Source organism: Bradyrhizobium diazoefficiens (assembly GCF_016612535.1).
In the GTDB taxonomy this organism is placed as follows: domain Bacteria; phylum Pseudomonadota; class Alphaproteobacteria; order Rhizobiales; family Xanthobacteraceae; genus Bradyrhizobium; species Bradyrhizobium diazoefficiens_C.
Genome location: NZ_JAENXS010000002.1, coordinates 65,147 through 85,442 on the forward strand (window position 1 = coordinate 65,147; position 20,296 = coordinate 85,442).

General features: G+C 63.7%; 21 protein-coding genes and 1 tRNA gene. 14 read left to right on the plus strand and 8 right to left on the minus strand.

Going from position 1 to position 20,296, the window contains the following annotated elements; all coding sequences use genetic code 11:
- Positions 1–95 precede the first annotated feature (95 nt).
- The 3 genes from plsY to JJE66_RS16965 are packed head-to-tail and all read right to left on the minus strand — an operon-like array spanning position 96 to position 2,979.
- Positions 96–692: a glycerol-3-phosphate 1-O-acyltransferase PlsY gene (plsY, locus tag JJE66_RS16955; protein WP_200515467.1), complete on the minus strand. Its 597-nt coding sequence runs from the start codon at positions 690–692 to the stop codon at positions 96–98.
- A gap of 32 nt (positions 693–724) precedes the next feature.
- A complete protein-coding gene (locus JJE66_RS16960; RefSeq protein WP_200518506.1) occupies positions 725–2,026 on the minus strand; it encodes a dihydroorotase in 1,302 nt (433 codons plus the stop codon).
- 5 nt (positions 2,027–2,031) lie between these two features.
- Entirely contained in the window at positions 2,032–2,979 is a 948-nt protein-coding gene (locus tag JJE66_RS16965) for an aspartate carbamoyltransferase catalytic subunit (protein WP_200515468.1), read from the minus strand.
- A 199-nt stretch (positions 2,980–3,178) separates the two neighbouring features.
- Between JJE66_RS16965 and JJE66_RS16970 the strand changes: the two genes are divergently transcribed.
- From JJE66_RS16970 to JJE66_RS16985, 4 genes are all read left to right on the plus strand, one after another.
- The gene (locus tag JJE66_RS16970) at positions 3,179–3,943 is read left to right on the plus strand and encodes a M15 family metallopeptidase (protein ID WP_409362847.1); all 765 of its coding nucleotides are present in this window, start codon (positions 3,179–3,181) and stop codon (positions 3,941–3,943) included.
- Positions 3,944–3,961: 18 nt separating this feature from the next.
- Positions 3,962–5,605 carry an acyl-CoA dehydrogenase family protein gene (locus JJE66_RS16975; RefSeq protein WP_200515470.1) on the plus strand — a complete coding sequence of 548 codons (1,644 nt, stop codon included), beginning with the start codon at positions 3,962–3,964 and terminating at the stop codon, positions 5,603–5,605.
- A 23-nt stretch (positions 5,606–5,628) separates the two neighbouring features.
- Positions 5,629–6,393: a CPBP family intramembrane glutamic endopeptidase gene (locus JJE66_RS16980; RefSeq protein ID WP_200518508.1), complete on the plus strand. Its 765-nt coding sequence runs from the start codon at positions 5,629–5,631 to the stop codon at positions 6,391–6,393.
- Positions 6,394–6,502: 109 nt separating this feature from the next.
- Entirely contained in the window at positions 6,503–7,255 is a 753-nt protein-coding gene (locus JJE66_RS16985; RefSeq protein ID WP_246756444.1) for a CPBP family intramembrane glutamic endopeptidase, read from the plus strand.
- Between the two features lie 3 nt (positions 7,256–7,258).
- Here JJE66_RS16985 and JJE66_RS16990 read toward each other — a convergent pair whose 3' ends face one another.
- The 3 genes from JJE66_RS16990 to JJE66_RS17000 form a co-directional block, all read right to left on the minus strand.
- Positions 7,259–8,182, minus strand: coding sequence for an AEC family transporter (locus JJE66_RS16990; RefSeq protein WP_200515471.1), 924 nt, complete (start codon positions 8,180–8,182; stop codon positions 7,259–7,261).
- A 3-nt stretch (positions 8,183–8,185) separates the two neighbouring features.
- The gene (gene ruvX / locus JJE66_RS16995) at positions 8,186–8,677 is read right to left on the minus strand and encodes a Holliday junction resolvase RuvX (RefSeq protein ID WP_200515472.1); all 492 of its coding nucleotides are present in this window, start codon (positions 8,675–8,677) and stop codon (positions 8,186–8,188) included.
- A 69-nt stretch (positions 8,678–8,746) separates the two neighbouring features.
- Positions 8,747–9,637 (minus strand): LysR family transcriptional regulator, encoded by an 891-nt coding sequence (locus JJE66_RS17000; protein WP_200515473.1) that lies wholly within the window; start codon positions 9,635–9,637, stop codon positions 8,747–8,749.
- A gap of 96 nt (positions 9,638–9,733) precedes the next feature.
- Here JJE66_RS17000 and JJE66_RS17005 point away from each other — a divergent pair, with 96 nt between their 5' ends.
- The 9 genes from JJE66_RS17005 to JJE66_RS17045 all read left to right on the plus strand — a co-directional run bounded on the left by JJE66_RS17005 (position 9,734) and on the right by JJE66_RS17045 (position 17,720).
- Positions 9,734–10,711, plus strand: coding sequence for a nitronate monooxygenase family protein (locus tag JJE66_RS17005; protein ID WP_200515474.1), 978 nt, complete (start codon positions 9,734–9,736; stop codon positions 10,709–10,711).
- A 17-nt stretch (positions 10,712–10,728) separates the two neighbouring features.
- A complete protein-coding gene (locus JJE66_RS17010; protein WP_200515475.1) occupies positions 10,729–11,805 on the plus strand; it encodes a nitronate monooxygenase family protein in 1,077 nt (358 codons plus the stop codon).
- Between the two features lie 77 nt (positions 11,806–11,882).
- On the plus strand, positions 11,883–12,170 hold the full coding sequence (gene gatC, locus JJE66_RS17015) for an Asp-tRNA(Asn)/Glu-tRNA(Gln) amidotransferase subunit GatC (RefSeq protein ID WP_200515476.1): 288 nt from the start codon (positions 11,883–11,885) through the stop codon (positions 12,168–12,170).
- A 21-nt stretch (positions 12,171–12,191) separates the two neighbouring features.
- Positions 12,192–12,407: a hypothetical protein gene (locus tag JJE66_RS17020; protein WP_014494728.1), complete on the plus strand. Its 216-nt coding sequence runs from the start codon at positions 12,192–12,194 to the stop codon at positions 12,405–12,407.
- Positions 12,404–13,879: an Asp-tRNA(Asn)/Glu-tRNA(Gln) amidotransferase subunit GatA gene (gene gatA, locus JJE66_RS17025; RefSeq protein WP_200515477.1), complete on the plus strand. Its 1,476-nt coding sequence runs from the start codon at positions 12,404–12,406 to the stop codon at positions 13,877–13,879. Before JJE66_RS17020 ends, gatA begins: the two co-directional genes overlap by 4 nt.
- A complete protein-coding gene (locus JJE66_RS17030; RefSeq protein WP_200515478.1) occupies positions 13,870–14,172 on the plus strand; it encodes a hypothetical protein in 303 nt (100 codons plus the stop codon). The genes gatA and JJE66_RS17030 overlap by 10 nt, the downstream gene beginning before the upstream one ends.
- The gene (gene gatB, locus JJE66_RS17035; RefSeq protein ID WP_200515479.1) at positions 14,169–15,647 is read left to right on the plus strand and encodes an Asp-tRNA(Asn)/Glu-tRNA(Gln) amidotransferase subunit GatB; all 1,479 of its coding nucleotides are present in this window, start codon (positions 14,169–14,171) and stop codon (positions 15,645–15,647) included. The genes JJE66_RS17030 and gatB overlap by 4 nt, the downstream gene beginning before the upstream one ends.
- A 1,489-nt stretch (positions 15,648–17,136) precedes the next feature.
- Entirely contained in the window at positions 17,137–17,403 is a 267-nt protein-coding gene (locus tag JJE66_RS17040) for a hypothetical protein (RefSeq protein WP_200515480.1), read from the plus strand.
- Between the two features lie 95 nt (positions 17,404–17,498).
- Entirely contained in the window at positions 17,499–17,720 is a 222-nt protein-coding gene (locus tag JJE66_RS17045; protein ID WP_200515481.1) for a hypothetical protein, read from the plus strand.
- A gap of 127 nt (positions 17,721–17,847) precedes the next feature.
- Here JJE66_RS17045 and JJE66_RS17050 read toward each other — a convergent pair.
- Positions 17,848–17,940, minus strand: a tRNA-Ser gene (locus JJE66_RS17050).
- Between the two features lie 603 nt (positions 17,941–18,543).
- Here JJE66_RS17050 and JJE66_RS17055 point away from each other — a divergent pair.
- Entirely contained in the window at positions 18,544–19,344 is an 801-nt protein-coding gene (locus JJE66_RS17055; RefSeq protein WP_311979928.1) for a tetratricopeptide repeat protein, read from the plus strand.
- 148 nt (positions 19,345–19,492) lie between these two features.
- Here the strand turns inward: JJE66_RS17055 and JJE66_RS17060 are convergent, their stop codons facing one another.
- On the minus strand, positions 19,493–20,206 hold the full coding sequence (locus JJE66_RS17060; protein WP_200515483.1) for a hypothetical protein: 714 nt from the start codon (positions 20,204–20,206) through the stop codon (positions 19,493–19,495).
- Positions 20,207–20,296 lie beyond the last annotated feature (90 nt).

Here is a 20,296-nt window from a genome sequence, read left to right on the forward strand (position 1 = left end):
TTCGCCACACCCTGCCGTGAGTCGGCTCGGAGTTGCGAACAGGAATTGGCATATAATGCGGAAGTGGCGCGGCGGTATCCGTAGTTTTTCCGGCCTTACGTCTTTTCGCCGATCCGACTTTCCTTGCCGGCTTGCAGCCGCTTGATGTTCTCGCGATGCGCGTAGAACAGCAGCAGCGTCAGCACCGCGCCCAGCGCGGCCAGTGCGAGGTGGCCGAACCACCACAGGAACATCGGCGTGATGAACGACGCCACCAGCGCCGACAGCGAGGAATAGCGGGTGGTGAAGGCGGTCGCGAGCCAGAGCAGGCAGAACACCACCGCAGCCGGCCAGAACAGGCCGAGCAGGATGCCGATATAGACGGCGACGCCCTTGCCGCCGTTGAACTTGAGCCAGACCGGAAAGAGATGGCCGAGGAAGGCGCCGAGGCCTGCCACCATCGCTGCATTAGGGCCGGCGATGGTGCCGGCGATCACCACGGCCGCCGTGCCCTTGAGCGCGTCGAACAGCAGGGTTGCCGCGGCAAGGCCCTTGCGCCCCGTGCGCAGCACGTTGGTGGCGCCGATGCTGCCGGAGCCGATCGAGCGCAGATCCTGCGTGCCGGCGAGCCGGGTCAGGATCAGCCCGAACGGAATCGAGCCGAAGAGATAGCCGATGACGAAGGCCAGCGGCAGGAATGCATCAAGCCCCATCGTGTCTCCATGGCTGACATAGCCAGCGCCCATTAGACATGCTCAAAAACCGTCCGTCCGCCGACGATGGTCCGCACCGCGCGACCTGTAAAGCGGGCTTCGTCGAACGGGGTGTTCTTGCAGGGCGATTTGAGGTCGGCGGGATCGACCACCCAGGGCACATCGGGGTCGATCACAATGACGTCGGCCGGAGCGCCCGTGCGCAGGGTTCCACCGGGCAGGCCCAATATTTCGGCCGGCCGTGTCGACATTGCCCGGATCAGCGTCTTGAGGTCGAGCTCGTCATTGTGAACCAGCCGCAAGCCCGCCGGCAGCATGGTCTCGAGGCCGATGGCGCCGGGTGCTGCTTCCGCGAACGGCAGGCGCTTGACCTCGACATCCTGCGGATTGTGGTCGGACATGATGACGTCGACGAGGCCGGAGGCGACGGCTGCGACCATCGCGCGGCGATCGTCCTCGGTGCGTAGCGGCGGCGACAGCTTCAGGAAGGAGCGATAGGGCCCGATGTCGTTCTCGTTCAGCGCAAGATGGTTGATCGAGACCGAGGCACTGACGGCAAGCCCGGCGTCGCGGGCGCGCTTGAGGATATCGAGCGAGTCGGTGCAGGACAGGGCGGCGGCATGATAGCGGCCGCCGGTCAGCGCGACCAGGCGCATGTCGCGTTCCAGCATCACGGCTTCCGCAGTGCTCGGAATGCCCATCAGGCCGAGCCGGCTCGCGAACTCACCCTCGTTCATCACGCCTTCGCCGACGAGGTTAGGGTCCTCCGTGTAATGCACGATCAGCGCGTCGAAATCGCGGGCATAGGTCAGTGCCCGCCGCATCACCTGCGCATTGGTCACGCTTCGGTCGCCGTCGCTGAAGGCAACCGCGCCTGCAGCTTTCAGCAGGCCGAACTCGGTCATTTCCTCGCCGCGCATGCTCTTGGTCAGTGCCGCCATCGGCAGGATGTTGACGATCGCGGTGTCGCGGGCGCGGCGCATCACGAAGTCGACGGTGGCGGAATTGTCGATGACGGGCTCGGTCTCGGGCTGGCAGATGATGGTGGTGATGCCGCCGGTCGCGGCCGCCTGGCTCGCAGAGGCAAAGGTCTCGCGATGGCTGAAGCCGGGCTCGCCGACGAAGGCGCGCATGTCGATTAGGCCGGGCGCCACGATCTTGCCGGAGCAGTTGACGACGTCGGTGCCCTCGGGGACACCGGCCGCACCAATGCCGCGGCGGGTCTCGCGGATGATTCCGTCGGCAATCAGGACGTCGCCGGGGCCGTCGAAATCGCGCGAGGGATCGACGACGCGGGCGTTGGCGAGCAGGATGGGGCGGCGGTCAGTCAGCATGAGCATCACGCGTTCGGCAGGTTGCGGGCGAGCGCTTCGAGCACGGCCATGCGCACGGCCACGCCCATCTCCACCTGCTCGCGGATCAGGGACTGTGCGCCGTCGGCGACCGCGGTGTCGATCTCGACGCCGCGGTTCATGGGGCCGGGATGCATCACGAGGGCGTCGGGCTTGGCGTAGCCGAGCTTTTTCTGGTCCAGCCCGAAATAGTGGAAATATTCGGAGGTGGACGGCACGAAGGAGCCGTTCATGCGCTCGCGCTGCAGCCGCAGCATCATCACAATATCCGCGCCGTTGAGCCCTTCGCGCATGTCGCGCGCCACCTCGACGCCCATCCGCTCGATGCCGGGTGGCAGCAGCGTGGAGGGGCCGACGACGCGGACGCGGGCGCCCATAGTGTTGAGCAGGATGATGTTGGAGCGGGCCACGCGCGAGTGCAGAACGTCGCCGCAGATCGCGACCACAAGGCCCTCGATCCGGCCCTTGTTGCGGCGGATGGTGAGCGCGTCGAGCAGCGCCTGCGTCGGATGCTCATGCGCGCCGTCGCCGGCATTGATCACGGAACCGTCGACCTTGCGCGCCAGCAGTTCCACGGCGCCGGAGGCGTGATGGCGCACCACCAGGATGTCCGGGTGCATTGCGTTCAGCGTCATCGCGGTGTCGACCAGCGTCTCGCCCTTCTTGATGGACGAGGATGAGACCGACATGTTCATCACGTCGGCGCCGAGGCGTTTTCCCGCAAGCTCGAACGAGGACTGGGTCCGGGTCGAGGCCTCGAAGAACAGGTTTACCTGCGTCCGTCCACGCAGGACGGTGCGCTTCTTGTCAACCTGGCGGTTGAGCTCGACATATTCTTCGGACAGGTCGAGGAGGCCGCTGATGTCGGCCGCGGAAAGGCCCTCGATGCCCAGCAAATGCCGGTGGCCGAGGACAAAGGTCGATTTCGATGTCATTAAAGCGAGAGCTATAGGCGGGGACGGCCGAGGGGGCAAGGGCCAATGCCGGGGCGGGGAGTTATCCCCTGATAGTCCTGCTCTCTCCGTCATGCCTGGGCAGAAGCGCGAAGCGCGTCTTCGCGCTAGATGTCCCGGGCATCCTTGCACGCTCGCCGCAAAAAGGGCGTGGATGGCCGGGACAAGCCCGGCCATGACGATGCGGAGGCATCTCGTGAGATCATTTCTAATTGCGGCCATAGCGATAACCATAGTGACGCCAGCCCACGCCCAATCGCTCCCCGGCGGCTTCGTCTATCTGCGCGACGTCGATCCCAGCATCATCCAGGACATTCGCTACGCGACACCGAACAATTTCGTCGGCCGCCCGCTTGCCGGCTACGGCGCCGGCGAATGCGTGGTGAAGCAAGAGGTCGGGTTGCGGCTGAAGGCGGTGCAGCAGGATCTGGCGGCACAGAATTTGTCGCTCAAAATGTTCGACTGCTATCGGCCGGCGCGTGCCTCGCTCGACATGGTGAAGTGGTCGCAGAACGGCCACGAGACTGCCGCCGATCGGCGCTATAATCCGAAGATCCCGAAGACCGAGCTGTTTCGCCTCGGCTATATCGCCAGCCGCTCGCAGCATTCGACCGGGGCGGCGCTCGACCTCACTCTGGTCGAGCTCAAGGCGGACAATTCCGCCAAAATCGATCCTTCAAAATCCTATGCCGATTGCTCGGCGCCGGTCGCGGCCCGGCTACCGGAAGGCAGCGTGGACATGGGCACCGGCTATGACTGCACTGACATGAAGGGGCATACCGCGGCACCGTCGATCACGGCGGATCAGCGCGCCTGGCGCAAGCGGCTGGTCGCTGCGATGGCCAAGCAAGGCTTTGTGAACTATTCGAAGGAGTGGTGGCATTTTTCCCTGCCGGGGGCGGGCGGGGCGGCCTATGATTTCCCGATTCAGCCGCGGCGGAACTGATCCGGCCCGAGACACGTCATGACCCAGCCGAGCTTCGCGACCCACGAGGTCTTCAACCAGTCGCCACCCTTTGAGGATGTCGACCTGTTTGCCGTGGACCGTCCTCTGGTCGACGCCGTGAAGGCCAATGGCGGCGCCGCCGCGGAGCGGGAGCTGTCGGAGTTCGGCGAGCATTGGGGCTCGGCGGCGATGGCCGATCGCGGGCGCGTCGCGAACGAAAACACGCCAAAGCTCCGCACATTCGATGCCAAGGGCAATCGCCGCGACCAGGTCGAGTTTCACCCTGGGTATCACGAGCTGATGGCGCATAGCGCGCATGCGGGCGTGCACAATTCGACGTGGACCGCGGACGGCACGCCGGCGGGCGATGCGGCCGAAGTCATCCGTGCCGCAAAGTTTTACATGGCCTCGCAAATCGAGACGGGCCATCTCTGCCCGATCACGATGACGCGGGCCTCCGTCGCCGCGCTGGCGATGCAACCGGACCTGCTCGCGCGTGTGATGCCGGTGCTGTCGACGAAAAACTACGATCCCAGTTTTGCACCGTGGTGGGAGAAGCGCGGCATGACCCTAGGCATGGGCATGACCGAGAAGCAGGGCGGCACCGATGTGCGCGCCAACATGACGCGCGCGGTGCGCGAGGGGAGCGACTATCGTATCACCGGCCACAAATGGTTCATGTCGGCGCCGATGTGCGATGCGTTTCTGGTGCTGGCGCAGGCCGAGCAGGGACTGACCTGCTTTTTTATGCCGCGCTTTGCGCCTGACGGATCGGTCAACGCGATCCAGTTCCAGCGGCTGAAGGACAAACTCGGCAATCGATCCAATGCCTCTTCAGAAGTGGAGTTTGTCGGCGCCTATGCCGAACGCGTTGGCGAGGAGGGCAAGGGTGTCCGCACCATCATCCAGATGGTGCAGCTGACCCGGCAGGATTGCGCGATTGCCTCTAGCGGCCTGATGCGCTCAGGCCTCGCCCATGCGCTGCATCACGCCCGTCACCGCAGCGTGTTCCAGAAGCATCTCGCCGATCAGCCCTTGATGCAGGCCGTGCTGTCCGACATGGCCCTGCATGTGGAGGCGAGCACTGCACTGGTGATGCGGCTCTGCCGCGCCTTCGACCGCACGCCGCATGATGCGGCGGAGGCCGCCTATATGCGGCTGCTGACACCTGCGATCAAATACTGGACCTGCAAGAGCGCGCCGCCTTTCCTCTACGAGGCGATGGAGTGCCTCGGCGGCAACGGCTATGTCGAGGACGGCATTCTGGCGCGCCATTACCGGGAGGCGCCGGTCAATGCGATCTGGGAAGGTTCGGGCAACGTGATGTGCCTCGACATGCTCCGCGCGCTCTCGCGCGAGCCTGACGCGGCGATGGCTGTGCTAAAAGCCCTCGCGGCCGAGACGAAAGGTCTTCCCGGGGTAAGCGAGGCCGTCGCCCTCATCGGCAAGACCTTCCGCCGCGCCGATGGTGAACGCGTTGCGCGGCTCGCGGTCGAGAAGCTCGCACTGCTGGCTGCGGCCGCAGCGCTCAACGACGTGTCACCTCACAACGCTGAACTGTTCGCCGCCACCCGCCTCGCCACCAATCACGCCAGCATGTATGGCGCAGTCGAGCTCGACAGTGGCGACGTGCGCGCGCTGCTTGGGCGTGCGCTGCCGTGAGTCTTCCAACCGAAAGTCTCCTGATGGACTCCCTCAATCCCGACCATCCGCCGCTGACCATGGCGCCTGCGCCGCAGCGCGTGTGGAAATTCTGGGGCACGGCGCTGTGGGGCATCCTGCTCTTTGTCGCAATGTTCGTTGGACAGATCGGCGCGATTGTCCTGCTCGTGGTGCATCGCGGTTTGCCGCTCACCCTTGCATCGATGCAGATCGTCGGCGCCGAGCCTCAGGCGCTCGCGCTATCGGTCATCATGGGTCTGCCCGCGACGCTTGCGGTCGCGTGGCTCGCCATTCGCATCAAGAAAGCCTCCTTCGTCGATTATCTCGCGCTGCGCTGGCCGTCATGGCAGCAAATCCTGTTGGGTGCGGTCGGTCTGATCCTGATCGTGCTGACGTGGGAGGTGGTCTCGCGCTCGCTCGGCCGCGAGGCCACGCCGGGCTTCATGACCGACCTGTTGAAATCCGGCCGCGACAAGGGTGGCGCGCTGCTGCTTTTGTTCGCCTTCAGCGTGGCCGCGCCGATGTCGGAAGAGGTGCTTGCGCGCGGCTTCCTGTTCCGCGGCTGGTCGGCGAGCTTCCTGCGCGTGCCCGGCGCCATCATCCTGTCGTCGCTGGTGTGGACGTCGGTGCATCTGCAGTACGATCTGTACTTCCTCGCCGAGGTGTTCTCGATCGGCCTCTGGTTCGGCTACATGCGCTACCGCGCCAACTCGCTCTGGCTCACCATCGTGCTGCATGCGCTGAACAACATGACCGCGGTGGTGCTGACGATGTGGCTGGGGAGCTGAGGCGGAGGAAAACCTTCGAGGGCATCGCGATTGCCCGCTCCATCGAGCTCCAGTATGTTGGGTAGCAGTCGAGCCTTCCTTCTCTGCGAAGTTGTCGCGAAAGCCCTGCATGTCCGAACTCGAAAATGCTCGCCCTCTAGGGGCAGACCCATCCCCGCAACCTCGCACATTCGATTTCTTCGAGACCTTGTTGGTCGCCCTGATAACCTATGCCGTGTTCCTATTCGCAGCCCAGCTCACGATCATGTTGAGCTTACCGGCTTTCATGAACGGATTATCGTCGGAGCAGGTCGACATATTGTGGAAGCAACCGGTTCGGCAGGGCGCGGCGGTGATTTTTGCGACTCCGGCTGCAATCGCCGTACTTTGGGTCGCGATCCGGCGGATGGGAAGGGAATTCACCGAGTATTTAGCTCTGAATTGGCCAAGCAGAGACGACATCGTAGTTGTTCTTGGCATCATGACCATTTTTTTGACGGTGGAAGCCTTCGTAACGATCAAACTTGGAATAACGCGACCTCAAACCAACTCAGATTTCGTAGTTGGAGGTGCAAAGGGACTGATAATATTCGCTGTGATCATCTGCGTAGCTGCTCCGGTCCTTGAGGAATTCGTTTTTCGTGGATTTATGTTTCGAGGGTGGTCGCAGTCTTTCCTGGGTCCGATTGGTGCGATCGTGCTTACGTCGGCGCTATGGGCGATGCTGCACAGCCAATACGGTTGGTATGAGCGCTCCTGGATATTCGTTGAAGGTCTCGTACTCGGTTACTTTCGCCTTCGTTCCAATTCCACATGGCTGACAGTCGTGGCTCATTCAGCCATGAATATGGCTATCCTGTTTTTGGGCGGACCGTATGTCTAATGCTCACGCCACCAGCGCGATCGCGATCGGCATCGTGATCGCCGCCAAAATCGTTTGCAGCGTGATGATTTGTGCCAGGAGCGGCGCATCGCCGCCCATCTGGCGGGCCAGCACGTAGGCGCTGGGCGAGGTCGGCACCGCTGCGCAGATCGCGACGATCGCGAGGTTGGTACCTGACAGGCCAAACCAGACGGCGAGCGCCAGCGCGAGCACCGGCATCAGCGCCAGTTTGAACGCCACGCCCATCGTCGCGCCCAGGCTCGGGCGGAACAAGCCCTTGAGCTGGAGACCGGCGCCGGTGACGAGCAGGCCGATGGCGAGTGAGGAGCGGCCGAGCGCATCGGCGACCTCGTGCCAGATTTTTGGCAGCGGCAAATGAATCACGTTGACGAAGAGCCCGATGGCGCAGGCCCAGATCAGGGGATTGCGGATCACGGTCATGACAATGGCGCGCGCCGACTGCTTCTCGGGCGATGCGTAGTGCGCGAGCACGGCGACGCTGAACACATTGACGAGCGGGATGATCGCAACCATGGCGACCGAGGCCAGCGCCAGCCCGATATCGCCATACAGATTGGCGGACACCGAAAGCGCCACATAGGTCTGCCAGCGCGTCGCGCCCTGAAAGATCGAGGTGAAGGCCGGGCCGTCGATGTCGAGCCGCGCCAGGGCCGGGCGGAGCGCCAGGCACAACAGCGACATCGCAAGCGCAGATAGCAGCAGCGCACCGCCGACGCCGGCGACCGGAACTTTTGTGAGGTCGGCCTTCACCAGCGTCTGGATCAAGAGCATCGGAAACAGCACGAAATAGGTCAGCCGCTCCAGCCCGTGCCATTGCGTGTCGAGCCGCATCAGGCTGTGCCTGAGCACGATTCCGAGCACGATGAGGATGAAGACCGGCAGCAGCGCCGCGATCACGACGGCCATGGATCAGTCATTCCCCGAAGCTGCGCGAAAATTGGCGAGGCGGTCGAGCGCGCCTTGCAGGATGAAGATCGCGGCGTGCTCGTCGATCACTTCGGCGCGCTTGGCGCGGCTGACGTCCATGCCGATCAGCTCACGCTCGACCGCCGCGGTCGACAGGCGCTCGTCCCACAGGCCGATCGGAAGTGTGGTGAGGCCAGCCAGATTGCGGGCGAAGGCGCGGGTCGATTGCGCGCGCGGGCCCTCGCTGCCGTCCATGTTGATGGGCAGGCCGAGCACGAAGCCAACCGCCTTACGCTCGGTGGCGATCGCCAGCAGCCGGGCCGCGTCCTGCTTGAACTGCTTGCGCTGGATGGTCTCGACGCCGGTTGCGAGCCGGCGATCCGGGTTGGAAACGGCAACGCCGATGGTTTTGGTGCCGAGGTCAAGTCCAATCAACCCGCCGCGTTCGGGCCAGTGGGTTGCAGCATCGATCAGTGGGAGGATAAGAGCCGGCATGGTCTTAGCGCATAACACGCGATGCGCCGCGGAGTGAACCAGAGAATCTGGGCCCTCGGCTGCACTGGATCAGGCCGCGATGACCTGATCGTCGCCCTTTAGACACGCCACGAAGCCTTGCAGAGCGCTATACTGGTGTCCGGCGCAGCGCTGGATGAACAGCGTCTCGACGCGCGCATGCGACGGGCTCAGCGCGTGCATGGTCACGCTGCCGGTCATCGCGCTGCGCTCGACCACGGCGCGCGGCAAGAGTGTCACGCCCATGTCGGCGGCGACGCAGCCGATCATGCCGTCGAGCGTGCCGAGCTCGAAGCGGGCTGCCGACGGCCAACCGAATTCGACGAAGATCTGCTCGAGCCGCTGGCGGTAGGTGCAGCCGGTGCGAAACACCAGCGTCGTCGGGCCTGACTCGGGCGTGCCGGCGCGCAGCTCGGCGAGCGAGGCCCAGCGCCGCGCGCTGACCAGTACCAGCTCTTCGCGAAACGCGCTGGTCGCGGTGAGGTCGGTATGCGCGATGGGGCCTGCGATGAAGGCGCCATCGAGCGTGCCTTCGAGCACGCCGGCGACGAGATCGGCGGTCGGCGACGTGCGCAGGCTCAGGCGCACGGCCGGGAAGCGACGGTGGAAATCGGCCAGCAGCGGCGGCAGCCGCACCGCGGCCGTCGTCTCCATCGAGCCGATCGAAAGCGGCCCCTTCGGCTCGCCGTCGTCGCGGGCCGCAAGCACGGCTTCGCGCGACAAAGCCGCCATCCGTTGCGCGTAAGGCAAAAGGCGTTTGCCGGCGCCGGTGAGCGTCATGCCGCGCGAGTGCCGCTCGAACAGCGGCGTGCCGATCTCGGCTTCGAGCGCCTTGACGCGCTGGGTGACGTTGGATTGGACCGTGTTGAGCTCTTCGGCGGCGCGGGTGATGCCGCCGGTGCGGGCGACCGCGGCAAAGGTCTGGATGTCATTCAGTTCCATGGCACCGTTTCGCTTTTGAGATGGCAGCGTTCGCAACAATTCATTTTTCGAGAATGCTAGTCGCGCCTAATGCTCCTGTCCAGAGGTGAAGACCCCATGCCGATTGCCACGCCGCTGACCGAGCTTCTCGGGATCAGGCATCCGATCCTGTCGGCGCCTATGGATACGATCGCGGGCGGCCGGCTGACCCGCGCGGTCAGTGAGGCCGGCGGTTTTGGCATCCTCGGCGGCGGCTACGGCGACCGCGCCCGACTCGGGGCTGAGGCCGCGGAGCTGAAGGGCTTTGCACCGTTCGGGATCGGCTTCATCACGTGGAGCCTGGCAAAGCAGCCCGAGCTTCTCGAGATCGCGCTCGACGCTCGTCCGCAAGCGATCATGCTGTCATTCGGCGATCCCGCGCCGTTCGCGCCACGGATTAAAGCGGCTGGCGCGCGATTGATCTGCCAGGTGCAGAGCGAGGATATGGCGAAACAGGCGCTCGATGCCGGCGCGCAGATTTTGATCGCGCAGGGGACGGAGGCGGGCGGTCACGGCGCATCGCGTACCACCGTCGATATCGTGCCTGCGATCGTCGATCTCGCGGCCGGGCGTGTGCCGGTCGTCGCGGCCGGCGGCATCGCCGACGGTCGCGGTCTGGCGGCGATGATGATGCTCGGCGCCTCCGGCGTGCTGATCGGTACGCGCTTCTATGCGAGCATGGAGGCCAACGGCGCCGCGGAAGCGAAGGAGCGCATTCGCACGGCCGATCCAAACGACACGGTGCGCGGCGTCGTTCCCGACTGGTCGCGGCAGCTGTTCTGGCCTGTGCCGTTTACCGCGCGTACGCTGGTCAATGGTCATATCAAGAGCTGGACCGGCCGCGAGGTCGAACTCATGCAGCGCGCAGAGGAAGTCGCCAAGGAATATGCCGCGGCGAAAATGGCGGGCGATTTCGAAATCGCGGCAGTCTTTGCAGGAGAAGCGGTCGGCCTGATCCATGATATTCCACCGGCTGCCGAGATCGTCGAGCGGATTGCGACCGAGGCCGAGCAGCTTCTTGCCGGCCGGCGCAATTCCATCGCGTCGCTCGCCTGAACCAAGAGAGAATAACCATGTGGCCTGACCGTCGACTGATCGATCTCTTCAAGACCGAATTCCCGATCGTGCTGGCGCCGATGGCCGGCGTGATGGATGCGGAGCTGGTGATCGCCGTGGCGGAAGGCGGCGGGCTCGGCTCGCTGCCGAGCGCGATGCTGTCGCCGGAGAAGGCGCGCGAGCAGGTCAACATCATTCGCCAGCGCGTCAAGGCGCCGGTGAACATGAACTTCTTTTGCCATACGCCGATCGAGCTGACGGCCGAGGCCGACGCGCGCTGGAAGCAGCGGCTTACGGGTTATTACACCGAGCATGGCCTCGATCCGGCGGCGCCGATCAATGCGGCGAACCGCGCGCCGTTCGATGCCTCTTTCTGCGAGGTCGTCGAGGAGCTGAAACCGGAGGTCGTCAGCTTCCATTTTGGCCTGCCGGAGCAGGCGCTGCTCCAGCGGGTCAAGGCGGCCGGCTGTCTCGTCATCTCGTCCGCCACGACGGTGAAGGAAGCCGTCTGGCTGGAGCAGCGTGGCGTCGATGCCGTCATTGCGCAAGGCGCCGAAGCGGGCGGCCATCGCGCGATGTTCCTGACCGAGAAGATTGCCGAGCAGCCCGGCACCTTCGCGCTGGTGCCGCAGGTCGTCGATGCCGTGAAGGTGCCGGTGATTGCGGCCGGCGGTATCGCCGATGGCCGCGGCATCGCGGCAGCCTTTGCGCTCGGCGCCTCCGGCGTGCAGATCGGCAGCGCCTATCTGCGCTGTCCGGAGTCCAAGGTCAGCGCGGGCGGCCGCAAGGCGCTTGCCGAGGCGCGGGACGATTCCACCGTCATCACCAATGTCATGACCGGCCGCCCGGCGCGTGGTGTCCAGAACCGCCTGATGCGCGAGGCCGGGCCGATCTCAGCCGATGCGCCGCCGTTTCCCCATGCCGCGACCGCGCTGGGGCCGCTGAAGTCGGCTGCCGAAAAGCAGGGCAGGGTGGATTTCACCAATCTGTGGGCCGGACAGGCCGTGGCCCTAGGTCGTGAGGTCCCTGCGGCCGAACTGACCCGGGATCTTGCCAAATCGGCGTTGGCCCGCATGAAAGCGCTGGCTGGATAGGCGGGAAGCGCCGGTTGCGGCGCAAAACCGGCCTCTGCTATACGGCACATGGGTTTTGCCGTGAGAGGCCTTATATAATGTCCGTCGACGCCGCTACCGTCCGCCGCATCGCGCATCTGGCGCGCATTGCGGTTGCCGAGGACGAAGTTCCGCATCTGCAAGGCGAGCTCAACGCCATGCTCGCCTTTGTCGAGCAGCTCTCGGAAGTCAATGTCGAGGGCGTGGAGCCCATGACCTCGGTCACCCCGATGCAGATGAAGAAGCGGCAAGACGTGGTCAATGACGGCGAGATCGCCGACGATATCGTTGCCAACGCGCCCGCGACCGAAGGTCACTTCTTTCTGGTGCCGAAGGTTGTTGAATAGTTCAATTCAGGACGCCGTCCGATGTGCATGCTTTGCGACGATGAGAAGGCCTATCAGGCCTATATGAACTATCTCGACAAGATGGAGCGGCAGGGCAAGGCTGCCGATCCCAACGTCGCCGTCAATGCCGTGCTCGACGAGATCGAGGCCGCTGCGAATGCCGCCGCCAAGAAAAAAGACGACCCGGCCAACGACAAGACCCTGTCCCCGTTCTTCTGCAGCCCGATCAATAAATGACCGATTTGACATCGCTGACGCTCGCCGAGGCCCGCAAGGGTCTCGCGGCCAAGACTTTCACGTCACTCGAGCTGACCGACGCGCATCTGAGCGCGATCGAGAAAGCGCGCGTGCTCAATGCTTTCGTGATGGAGACGCCCGACCAGGCGCGCGCCATGGCGCGCGAGGCCGACGGCAAGATCGCCAAGGGTGACGTGGGACCGCTCGCGGGCATCCCGCTCGGCATCAAGGATTTGTTCGCGACCAAGGGCGTGCGCACCACGGCGTGCTCAAAAATCCTCGGCAATTTCGTGCCGACCTATGAGTCCACCGTAACCTCGCAGCTCTGGCGTGACGGCGCCGTGATGCTCGGCAAGCTCAACAATGACGAGTTCGCGATGGGCTCGGCGAACGAGACCTCGTGCTTCGGTCCCGTGGCCAACCCCTGGCGGCGCGAGGGAAGCAACACGAATCTGGTGCCGGGCGGCTCGTCCGGTGGTTCGGCCTCGGCGGTGGCGGCGCTGCTGTGCATGGGCGCGACCGCGACCGATACCGGCGGCTCGATCCGTCAGCCGGCGGCGTTCACCGCGACCGTCGGCATCAAGCCGACCTATGGCCGCTGCTCGCGCTGGGGCATCGTCGCCTTTGCATCCTCGCTCGATCAGGCAGGGCCAATCGCGCGCAGCACGCGCGATGCGGCGATGCTGCTGCGCTCGATGGCCGGCCACGATCCGAAGGACACGACGTCGGTCGACATTCCCGTGCCGGACTACGAGGCGGCGATCGGAAAATCCGTGAAGGGCATGAAGATCGGCATCCCCAAGGAATATCGTCTCGACGGCATGCCGGCCGAGATCGAGAAGCTGTGGAGCGAGGGCGCGGTCTGGCTGAAGGCGGCGGGCGCGGAGCTGGTCGAGGTGTCGCTGCCGCACACCAAATACGCGCTGCCGGCCTATTACATCGTGGCGCCGGCTGAAGCGTCCTCCAATCTCGCGCGCTATGACGGCGTCCGCTACGGCCTGCGCGAGCAGGGCAAGACCATCATCGAGCAGTACGAGAACACCCGCGCCGAGGGGTTTGGCGCGGAGGTGCGCCGCCGCGTCATGATCGGCACCTACGTGCTCTCGGCCGGCTATTACGACGCCTATTACCTGCGCGCCCAAAGGGTGCGCACGCTGATCAAGAAGGATTTTGAGGATTGCTTCGCCAAGGGCGTCAACGCGATCCTCACCCCGGCAACGCCGTCGGCCGCCTTCGGCATCGGCGAGAAGGGTGGCGCCGACCCCGTCGAGATGTATCTCAACGACATCTTCACGGTGACCGTGAACATGGCGGGCCTGCCGGGCATCGCCGTGCCAGCCGGGAAGGACGCGCAGGGTCTGCCGCTCGGCCTGCAGCTGATCGGTCGTCCCTTTGAGGAGGAGACGCTGTTCTCGCTCGGCGAAGTGATCGAGCAGGCCGCCGGCCGCTTCACGCCCGCGAGGTGGTGGTGAATGTCGCCGATTTCATCACAAGCCTCGACGGCGCGACGCCGGCGCCTGGCCTGAACGCGCCGCTTGCCGGCCTCTGGTGGGCCGGCAAGGGCGACTGGGATCAGGCGCACAAGATCGTTCAGGACGACAATGGCCGCGACGCCGCCTGGGTGCATGCCTATCTGCACCGCGTCGAAGGCGATCTCGGCAATGCCGGCTACTGGTATCGCCAGGCCGGCCAGCCGGCGGCAAAGGATTCATTGGAAGCGGAGTGGCAGCGGATCGCTGCCACGCTGCTCGGGAGCACGACATGAGCACGGCCACGCACAAGCTTCTCAAAGGCGCCACCGGCGACTGGGAGATGGTCATCGGCATGGAGATCCATGCCCAGGTGACGTCGAACTCGAAGCTGTTCTCGGGCGCCTCGACCACGTTCGGCGGTGAGCCGAACAGTCACGTTTCTCTGGTCGATGCGGCGATGCCCGGCATGCTGCCCGTGATCAACGAGGAATGCGTCAGGCAGGCTGTCCGGACCGGGCTCGGCCTCAACGCAAAGATCAATCTGCGTTCGGTATTCGACCGCAAGAACTACTTCTATCCGGACCTGCCGCAGGGCTACCAGATCAGCCAGTACAAGTCGCCCGTCGTAGGCGAGGGTGAGGTGGTGGTCGAGCTCGATGGCGGCCGCAGCGTCACCGTCGGCATCGAGCGCCTGCATCTTGAGCAGGACGCCGGCAAGTTGCTGCACGACCAGTCGCCGACCATGACCTATGTCGATCTCAACCGCTCCGGCGTGGCGCTGATGGAGATCGTCTCCAAGCCCGACATCCGCGATGCCGAGCAGGCCAAGGCTTACGTGACAAAACTGCGCTCGATCCTGCGCTATCTCGGCACCTGCGACGGCGACATGGAGAAGGGGAGCTTGCGCGCCGACGTCAACGTCTCCGTGCGCAAGCCGGGCGCGCCGCTCGGCACCCGCTGCGAGATCAAGAACATGAACTCGATCACCTTCATCGGCCAGGCGATCGAGTACGAAGCGCGCCGCCAGATCGAAATCCTCGAGGACGGCGGCCAGATCGACCAGGAGACGCGGCTCTACGACCCCAACAAGGGCGAGACGCGCTCGATGCGCTCGAAGGAAGAGGCGCACGACTATCGCTACTTCCCCGATCCGGATTTGCTGCCGCTGGAGTTCTCGCAAGAGTTCGTCGACGAGCTGAAGACTGAGCTGCCCGAGCTGCCGGACCAGAAGAAGACGCGCTTCGTCGCCGATTTCGGCCTGTCGGCTTACGACGCGAGCGTGCTGGTCGCCGAGCGCGAGAGCGCGGTGTTCTACGAGACCGTGCTCGACAGGCTCGCCAACCGCGCGCGCGACGGCAAGATGGCGGCGAACTGGGTGATCAACGAGCTGTTCGGCCGTCTCAACAAGGAAGGCCGGGATATTACGGGCTCTCCGGTCTCGTCCGAGCGGCTCGCTGCGATCATCGACCTGATCGGCGAGGGCACGATCTCCGGCAAGATCGCCAAGGATCTGTTCGAGATCGTGTGGCAGGAGGGCGGCGATCCCCGTGCGCTGGTCGAGAGCCGCGGCATGAAGCAGGTCACGGATCTTTCGGCGATCGAAAAGGTCGTCGACGACATCATCGCGGCGAATCCCGACAAGGCGGCGCAGGTGAAGGACAAGCCGCAGTCGCTCGGCTGGTTCGTCGGCCAGGTGATGAAGTCGTCGGGTGGCAAGGCGAACCCGCAGGCGGTCAACGAGCTGCTCAAGTCCAAGCTCGGCATCTGATCTCACGCGTTCGGACGAGGCGGCGAGACGCTCGCCGTCATCGCGCGCGACGCGAGATGAGACGCGCGCAGGCATCGCTGACACCGAACCTCATCCCGTCGAGGTCACGACGCGCATGCGAATCGCGGTTCGGCGATTCGCGCAGAACGGCGACTTGCACAGGCTCTGACGAGCGCTTCCGCCGTTAAGCATGAAAATAATTTCGTTGCCAAAATTCGCGACTCAGAGTCCGCGACTCGCCTCCGCGACGTGATCGCGCGCTTTGCAGCGTGCGTCATCGCGCTGATCGCGCGTGATGTGCGCGTGCAGAATAATACTTGCTGCATAGGGTTTTCCTGCAATCGCTGTCGCGCCGGCATCAATGCAGCGAGACGCATTTGCAATCGTAGACGCGTGTCTCTGCGTGTTGGCAAATCAGGCGCTGCTGGCGCACGCGCGTTGCGCCGTCAACACTTCCTTAAGTGAGAAGATGTTTTTTTCGTCGTGTTGGTGTATTCGGGGTGAGTGCATTCGATCCCCGAATGCGCGCAGCGATTAAGCCATCTCACACATCGGAGGGCAACATGGCCAAGAAAGCTAAGAAGGCGAAGAAGGCGAAGAAGGCGAAGAGCGCAGTGAAGAAGACTGCGAAGAAGACCCGCAAGGTCGCCAAGAAGAAGTAACTTCGCTTCTGAAGTTGCCGGCTCCTAGAGAGCCGGCACGTCATCAGCGCCTCCCAGAGGTTCTGGTCGACGATAGAGGGTGTCGGCGAGACATCAGGTCAACGGTCGGATCGTTCGACTTTACGGTCCGGCAGAAGAAACAAGTTTTCTTCGTTCGGTGCGGGTCTCCTTCAAACGAGCTCCGCAATTTCACAAGCGGCCTTCGGGCCACGGTGGAATCTGGTCCTGACGTGTTCGCCGACGCCCTCGTTCCCTGAGGCCGGGGTACTGCCGGCATCCCATCTCCCCACATTGCTGATCTGGTCGCGATGTCGTCGTGCTGCCTTGCTTTGGCCGATCGGCCCGGAGGCAGGCGAGGCTGCGGCGAACAGTCGTTGCCGCGACAGTCGGGTGCTCAGCCCGAGCTGTCAGGCGGTCTTTCCGGCGCGCCGCCCCCGCAAATTGTAACCACAGGACGCACGCCACCGCGCGCGATGGTTATCGATGTCCCAAAATCCCACGGTAAACCAAATCTAACGAATCGCGGAAGTGCCTGCAAATCAGCGACTTCTTGAATTTTCTGCGCGCGTGGCGGGCGCTCGCGTTTACGTCTGCTTCATCGCGATACTTAAACTGCCATTCAAATTTGCCCGCCATCATCGTCTCAACAAGCCGGCAAACGGTTTGGGCAAGAAGACTTCGACAAGAAGACTTCAACAAGAAGACTTCGACACGAGACTTGGGGATGAGTTGAACAGCGCACGATCCCAGAAGGGGTCATGCAAATCAGAGTTGGACGGGGGCCGCGCTCGGGGGAACGAGACGGCACAAGAAAAAGGGGATGCGTGATGTTTCAGGGTACTTTCGATCTCGATGCGGCGACGCCGATCGACGCAAGGGCGCTGTCGGACGTTCTGTTCGAGCGCGGAATCTATTGGGCGAGCGGTCGCGCGGGCCTGGTCGACCTCGTCGCCGCGCACAAATGGTTCAACCTCGCCGCCCTGAAGGGCCGCAAGGACGCCGTGGCGCTGCGCCAGGAAGTGGCCGGCCAGATGTCGGAGTCCGAGATCTCGGCCGCGCAGCGCGAGGCGAGGGCGTGGGTGTCGGCTCGCTGAACTCAGAATCGCATCCGGCCCCCGTGGTCTCACGGGGCGGTCTGGTTGCGCTGAATCAAGTTCCCGCGTCGTGCCGCCACCTAGACCCGTGCGGCATGAGCAATCCCGACGAGAATGACCCTGGACTGAGGCAATGGCTGCCGATTCAGATCGCGCCCGACGATTGCGATCTGGAACTCGGACAGCCGCACAAGACCGGCATACTACCGCTGACTTTTCCATGCCGCCGCAGGGCTGGCGTCTGGTTCAATGTCTGGGCGGACGAGGCCGTGCTGATATCGCCCTCGCACTGGCGGATCTGGCGATCCCGCGTCTAGGTGCGCTCACACATATATAAGGAGAGCGCGAATCGGGCTGAGCTCAGCCGCGCGAATCCTGGCGCCAGGCTTTCGCAGCCCTGCGACGATCGCTTTCAGATGAACAGGCCTTAATTCTGCCGCTGGGTGGCGGAGAGGGAGGGATTCGAACCCTCGATACAGCTTGAGACCGTATGACGCTTTAGCAAAGCGTTGCCTTCAGCCACTCGGCCACCTCTCCGGTGCGAGCCTTATGCATCTAATTGCTTGGGCCGGTCAATTTGGAAGCGTGTGTTTTTGCTTGAATATTCCCAGCGATTTTCGAAAGAGGATGGTTTGCTCTCTGGGCCTAAGCGTAACGTTGGGAGAACGGGCACGGGAAGCTGGAAAGTCAGGCCCGAGGTCGGACGGCGGGACATCGGATCAGAACGTCTTTGCGCGTGTAAGAGACTGAATTTACTAAATAATTCGATGTAGCGCCGGACGAGACCGGTCGAAAGTTCAAATCGCTTCATCCCCACCAGCCAGCTCCAATAGCTCTCGGACCGGGGAGTCGGCCAGGTCGACGCCTCCTCGTTGGGTCTCCCTTTGATTCTGCGATGCGAGCGCGTCAAAGCCCCTCCCGGCTCTCGCCTGCATGCCTTAAGTGCTGAACTTTGATGGCAGGTGGAAACGTCTCAAGAACATAAACATGGTTGCGAGCTTCCCATGCCGCCATCGGCGCGATTGATGCCGAAGCGCACTCCGCGATATACGGTCAGGTGCCCTCGTTGCTTCCCGGTCCAGCCAAAGCGTGTCAAAACGTCCATCTGCCTCTCAGGAACGAAATGCGTCGCCGGCCGACGTGCTCCAGCGCGCCGGCTTGGCGCTGAGAATGCAGCAATTCGTTGAGGCGGAACGGCTTGCTGCCGAGGTGCTCAAGGCAAGCCGGACCAATGCCGCCGCCATATCCATCCTGGCTCAGGCTTTGATCGCCCAGCGCCGTGGCGAGGAGGCCATCGCGCCGCTGGAGAAGGCGGTCCGTCGCGGCGACGATCCGGGGCTCGAGACCTTGCTGGCCGGTGCGCTGTCGGAAGCAGGGCGGGCTGAAGAAGCCGTCGAGCGGTTGCGTCGTACGACCGAACGTCGTCCGCCATTCTTGCCAGCATTTCAGGAACTCGCGGGGCAGCTTGCGATGGCAGCGCGGATCGCCGAGGCAATTGCGGTCATTGACGGCGCAATCGGGCTTGCGCCCGGCGTCGTTGAGCTGCGATTGGATATGTCGCGCCTTCATCTTTACGGCAATGATCGTCGGAAGGCACGGGCAGTCCTCACCGAGGCGAGGGAGATCGCACCGGGGCGGTCGGATGTTTACACCGCGCTTGGCCGTCTCCTTTTCCTCGATGGCGAATATCAAGCCGCGACTGACACCTTCAGGCACGCGCTTGCGCTCAATCCCGATGACGCAATGACGCGCGCGGACCTTGCGGCCTGCCTCTTCGAAATGGGAGAGCGGACTGCCGCCGAGGCCTGCCTCCGATTGGCTTACGGCGGGCGAAATCACATGCTAGGCCGCACCAGTCGTGCGCTCGTTGGCACATCGCGCGGGCGATTCTTTCTGCGTCCCAGTGCGCTTACGAAGTTTCTTCAGAGCAAGCCGGCTTGACTTCGCGTCAGAGCGGTTTTGAGCGAAGTGGGTAGGGGACGCATCGCGAAAACGCGTCAAAACAAGAATCCGGAGCCCCATTCCGACTCGATCGGAATGGAAATGACTCCAAAGCGCTATGCCGATCAGGATGAATCGTCATCGCGCTCTAGGCTCGGAATTTTCGGCGATAGAGTCCACGCTCGAGGTTGAGCGATCTTGTCAGCTCGTGGACGCGCTGGGTGTCTTCAGCCGTGAACGATTCTGTTTGTACCGCCCAGCGCTCGCGTTTCACGGGAATGCATTGCGCGACAGGTGTGCCCTTGGGAAGAACTCCCTCGAAGTTGATGTCATGCCAAAATGCGGGAAAGTGTATCCAGCTGTCGCGATAGACGTCGCAGTCGACTTGTCCGCTGAGGGTCGTGAAAGGCAGATCGAACCGATTGATCGGATGCGTGAACAGAAGCGCGTAGCCCTCGGGCGCCTCGATCGTCCAGAGATTGTGGAACTTGATCACGAATCGATCGGGCTCGAACAGCGGAGAACCCGTCACCTGACTCGCGTCGTGGAAGCTGATCGGCGACCTCTGAAAATCCAGTGCGCCGCCCGGCGGGATGTCGTTGTCCCACGTGAACTCGCCGTTCTTGACCGTGAGATCGCAGATTAGCGGAATCAGGAATCCCGAGGTCATGGCATCCACGAATGGCGGGCAGCGCTTCACGGTGTCCTCCATACGCATGTCGGTGGGACTGAAGACCTGCATCGGCATCGTCTTGAGCCAGGCTGGGATGCCCGTCGCGGCTGCGATCGGCGGCGGCAGTCGTCCTTCCAGTTCCGCGGGGCAGCGGAATTTGAGGGCGAGCGGTTTGTCATTATCGGGCACTGTTCCTGCCTATGCTCCAAGTGGTGAATTCGGCGTGGCCAGCGAGGAATGGACGATTGTCGGAGGCCCGCGCGATATGTCAGGTGCGCC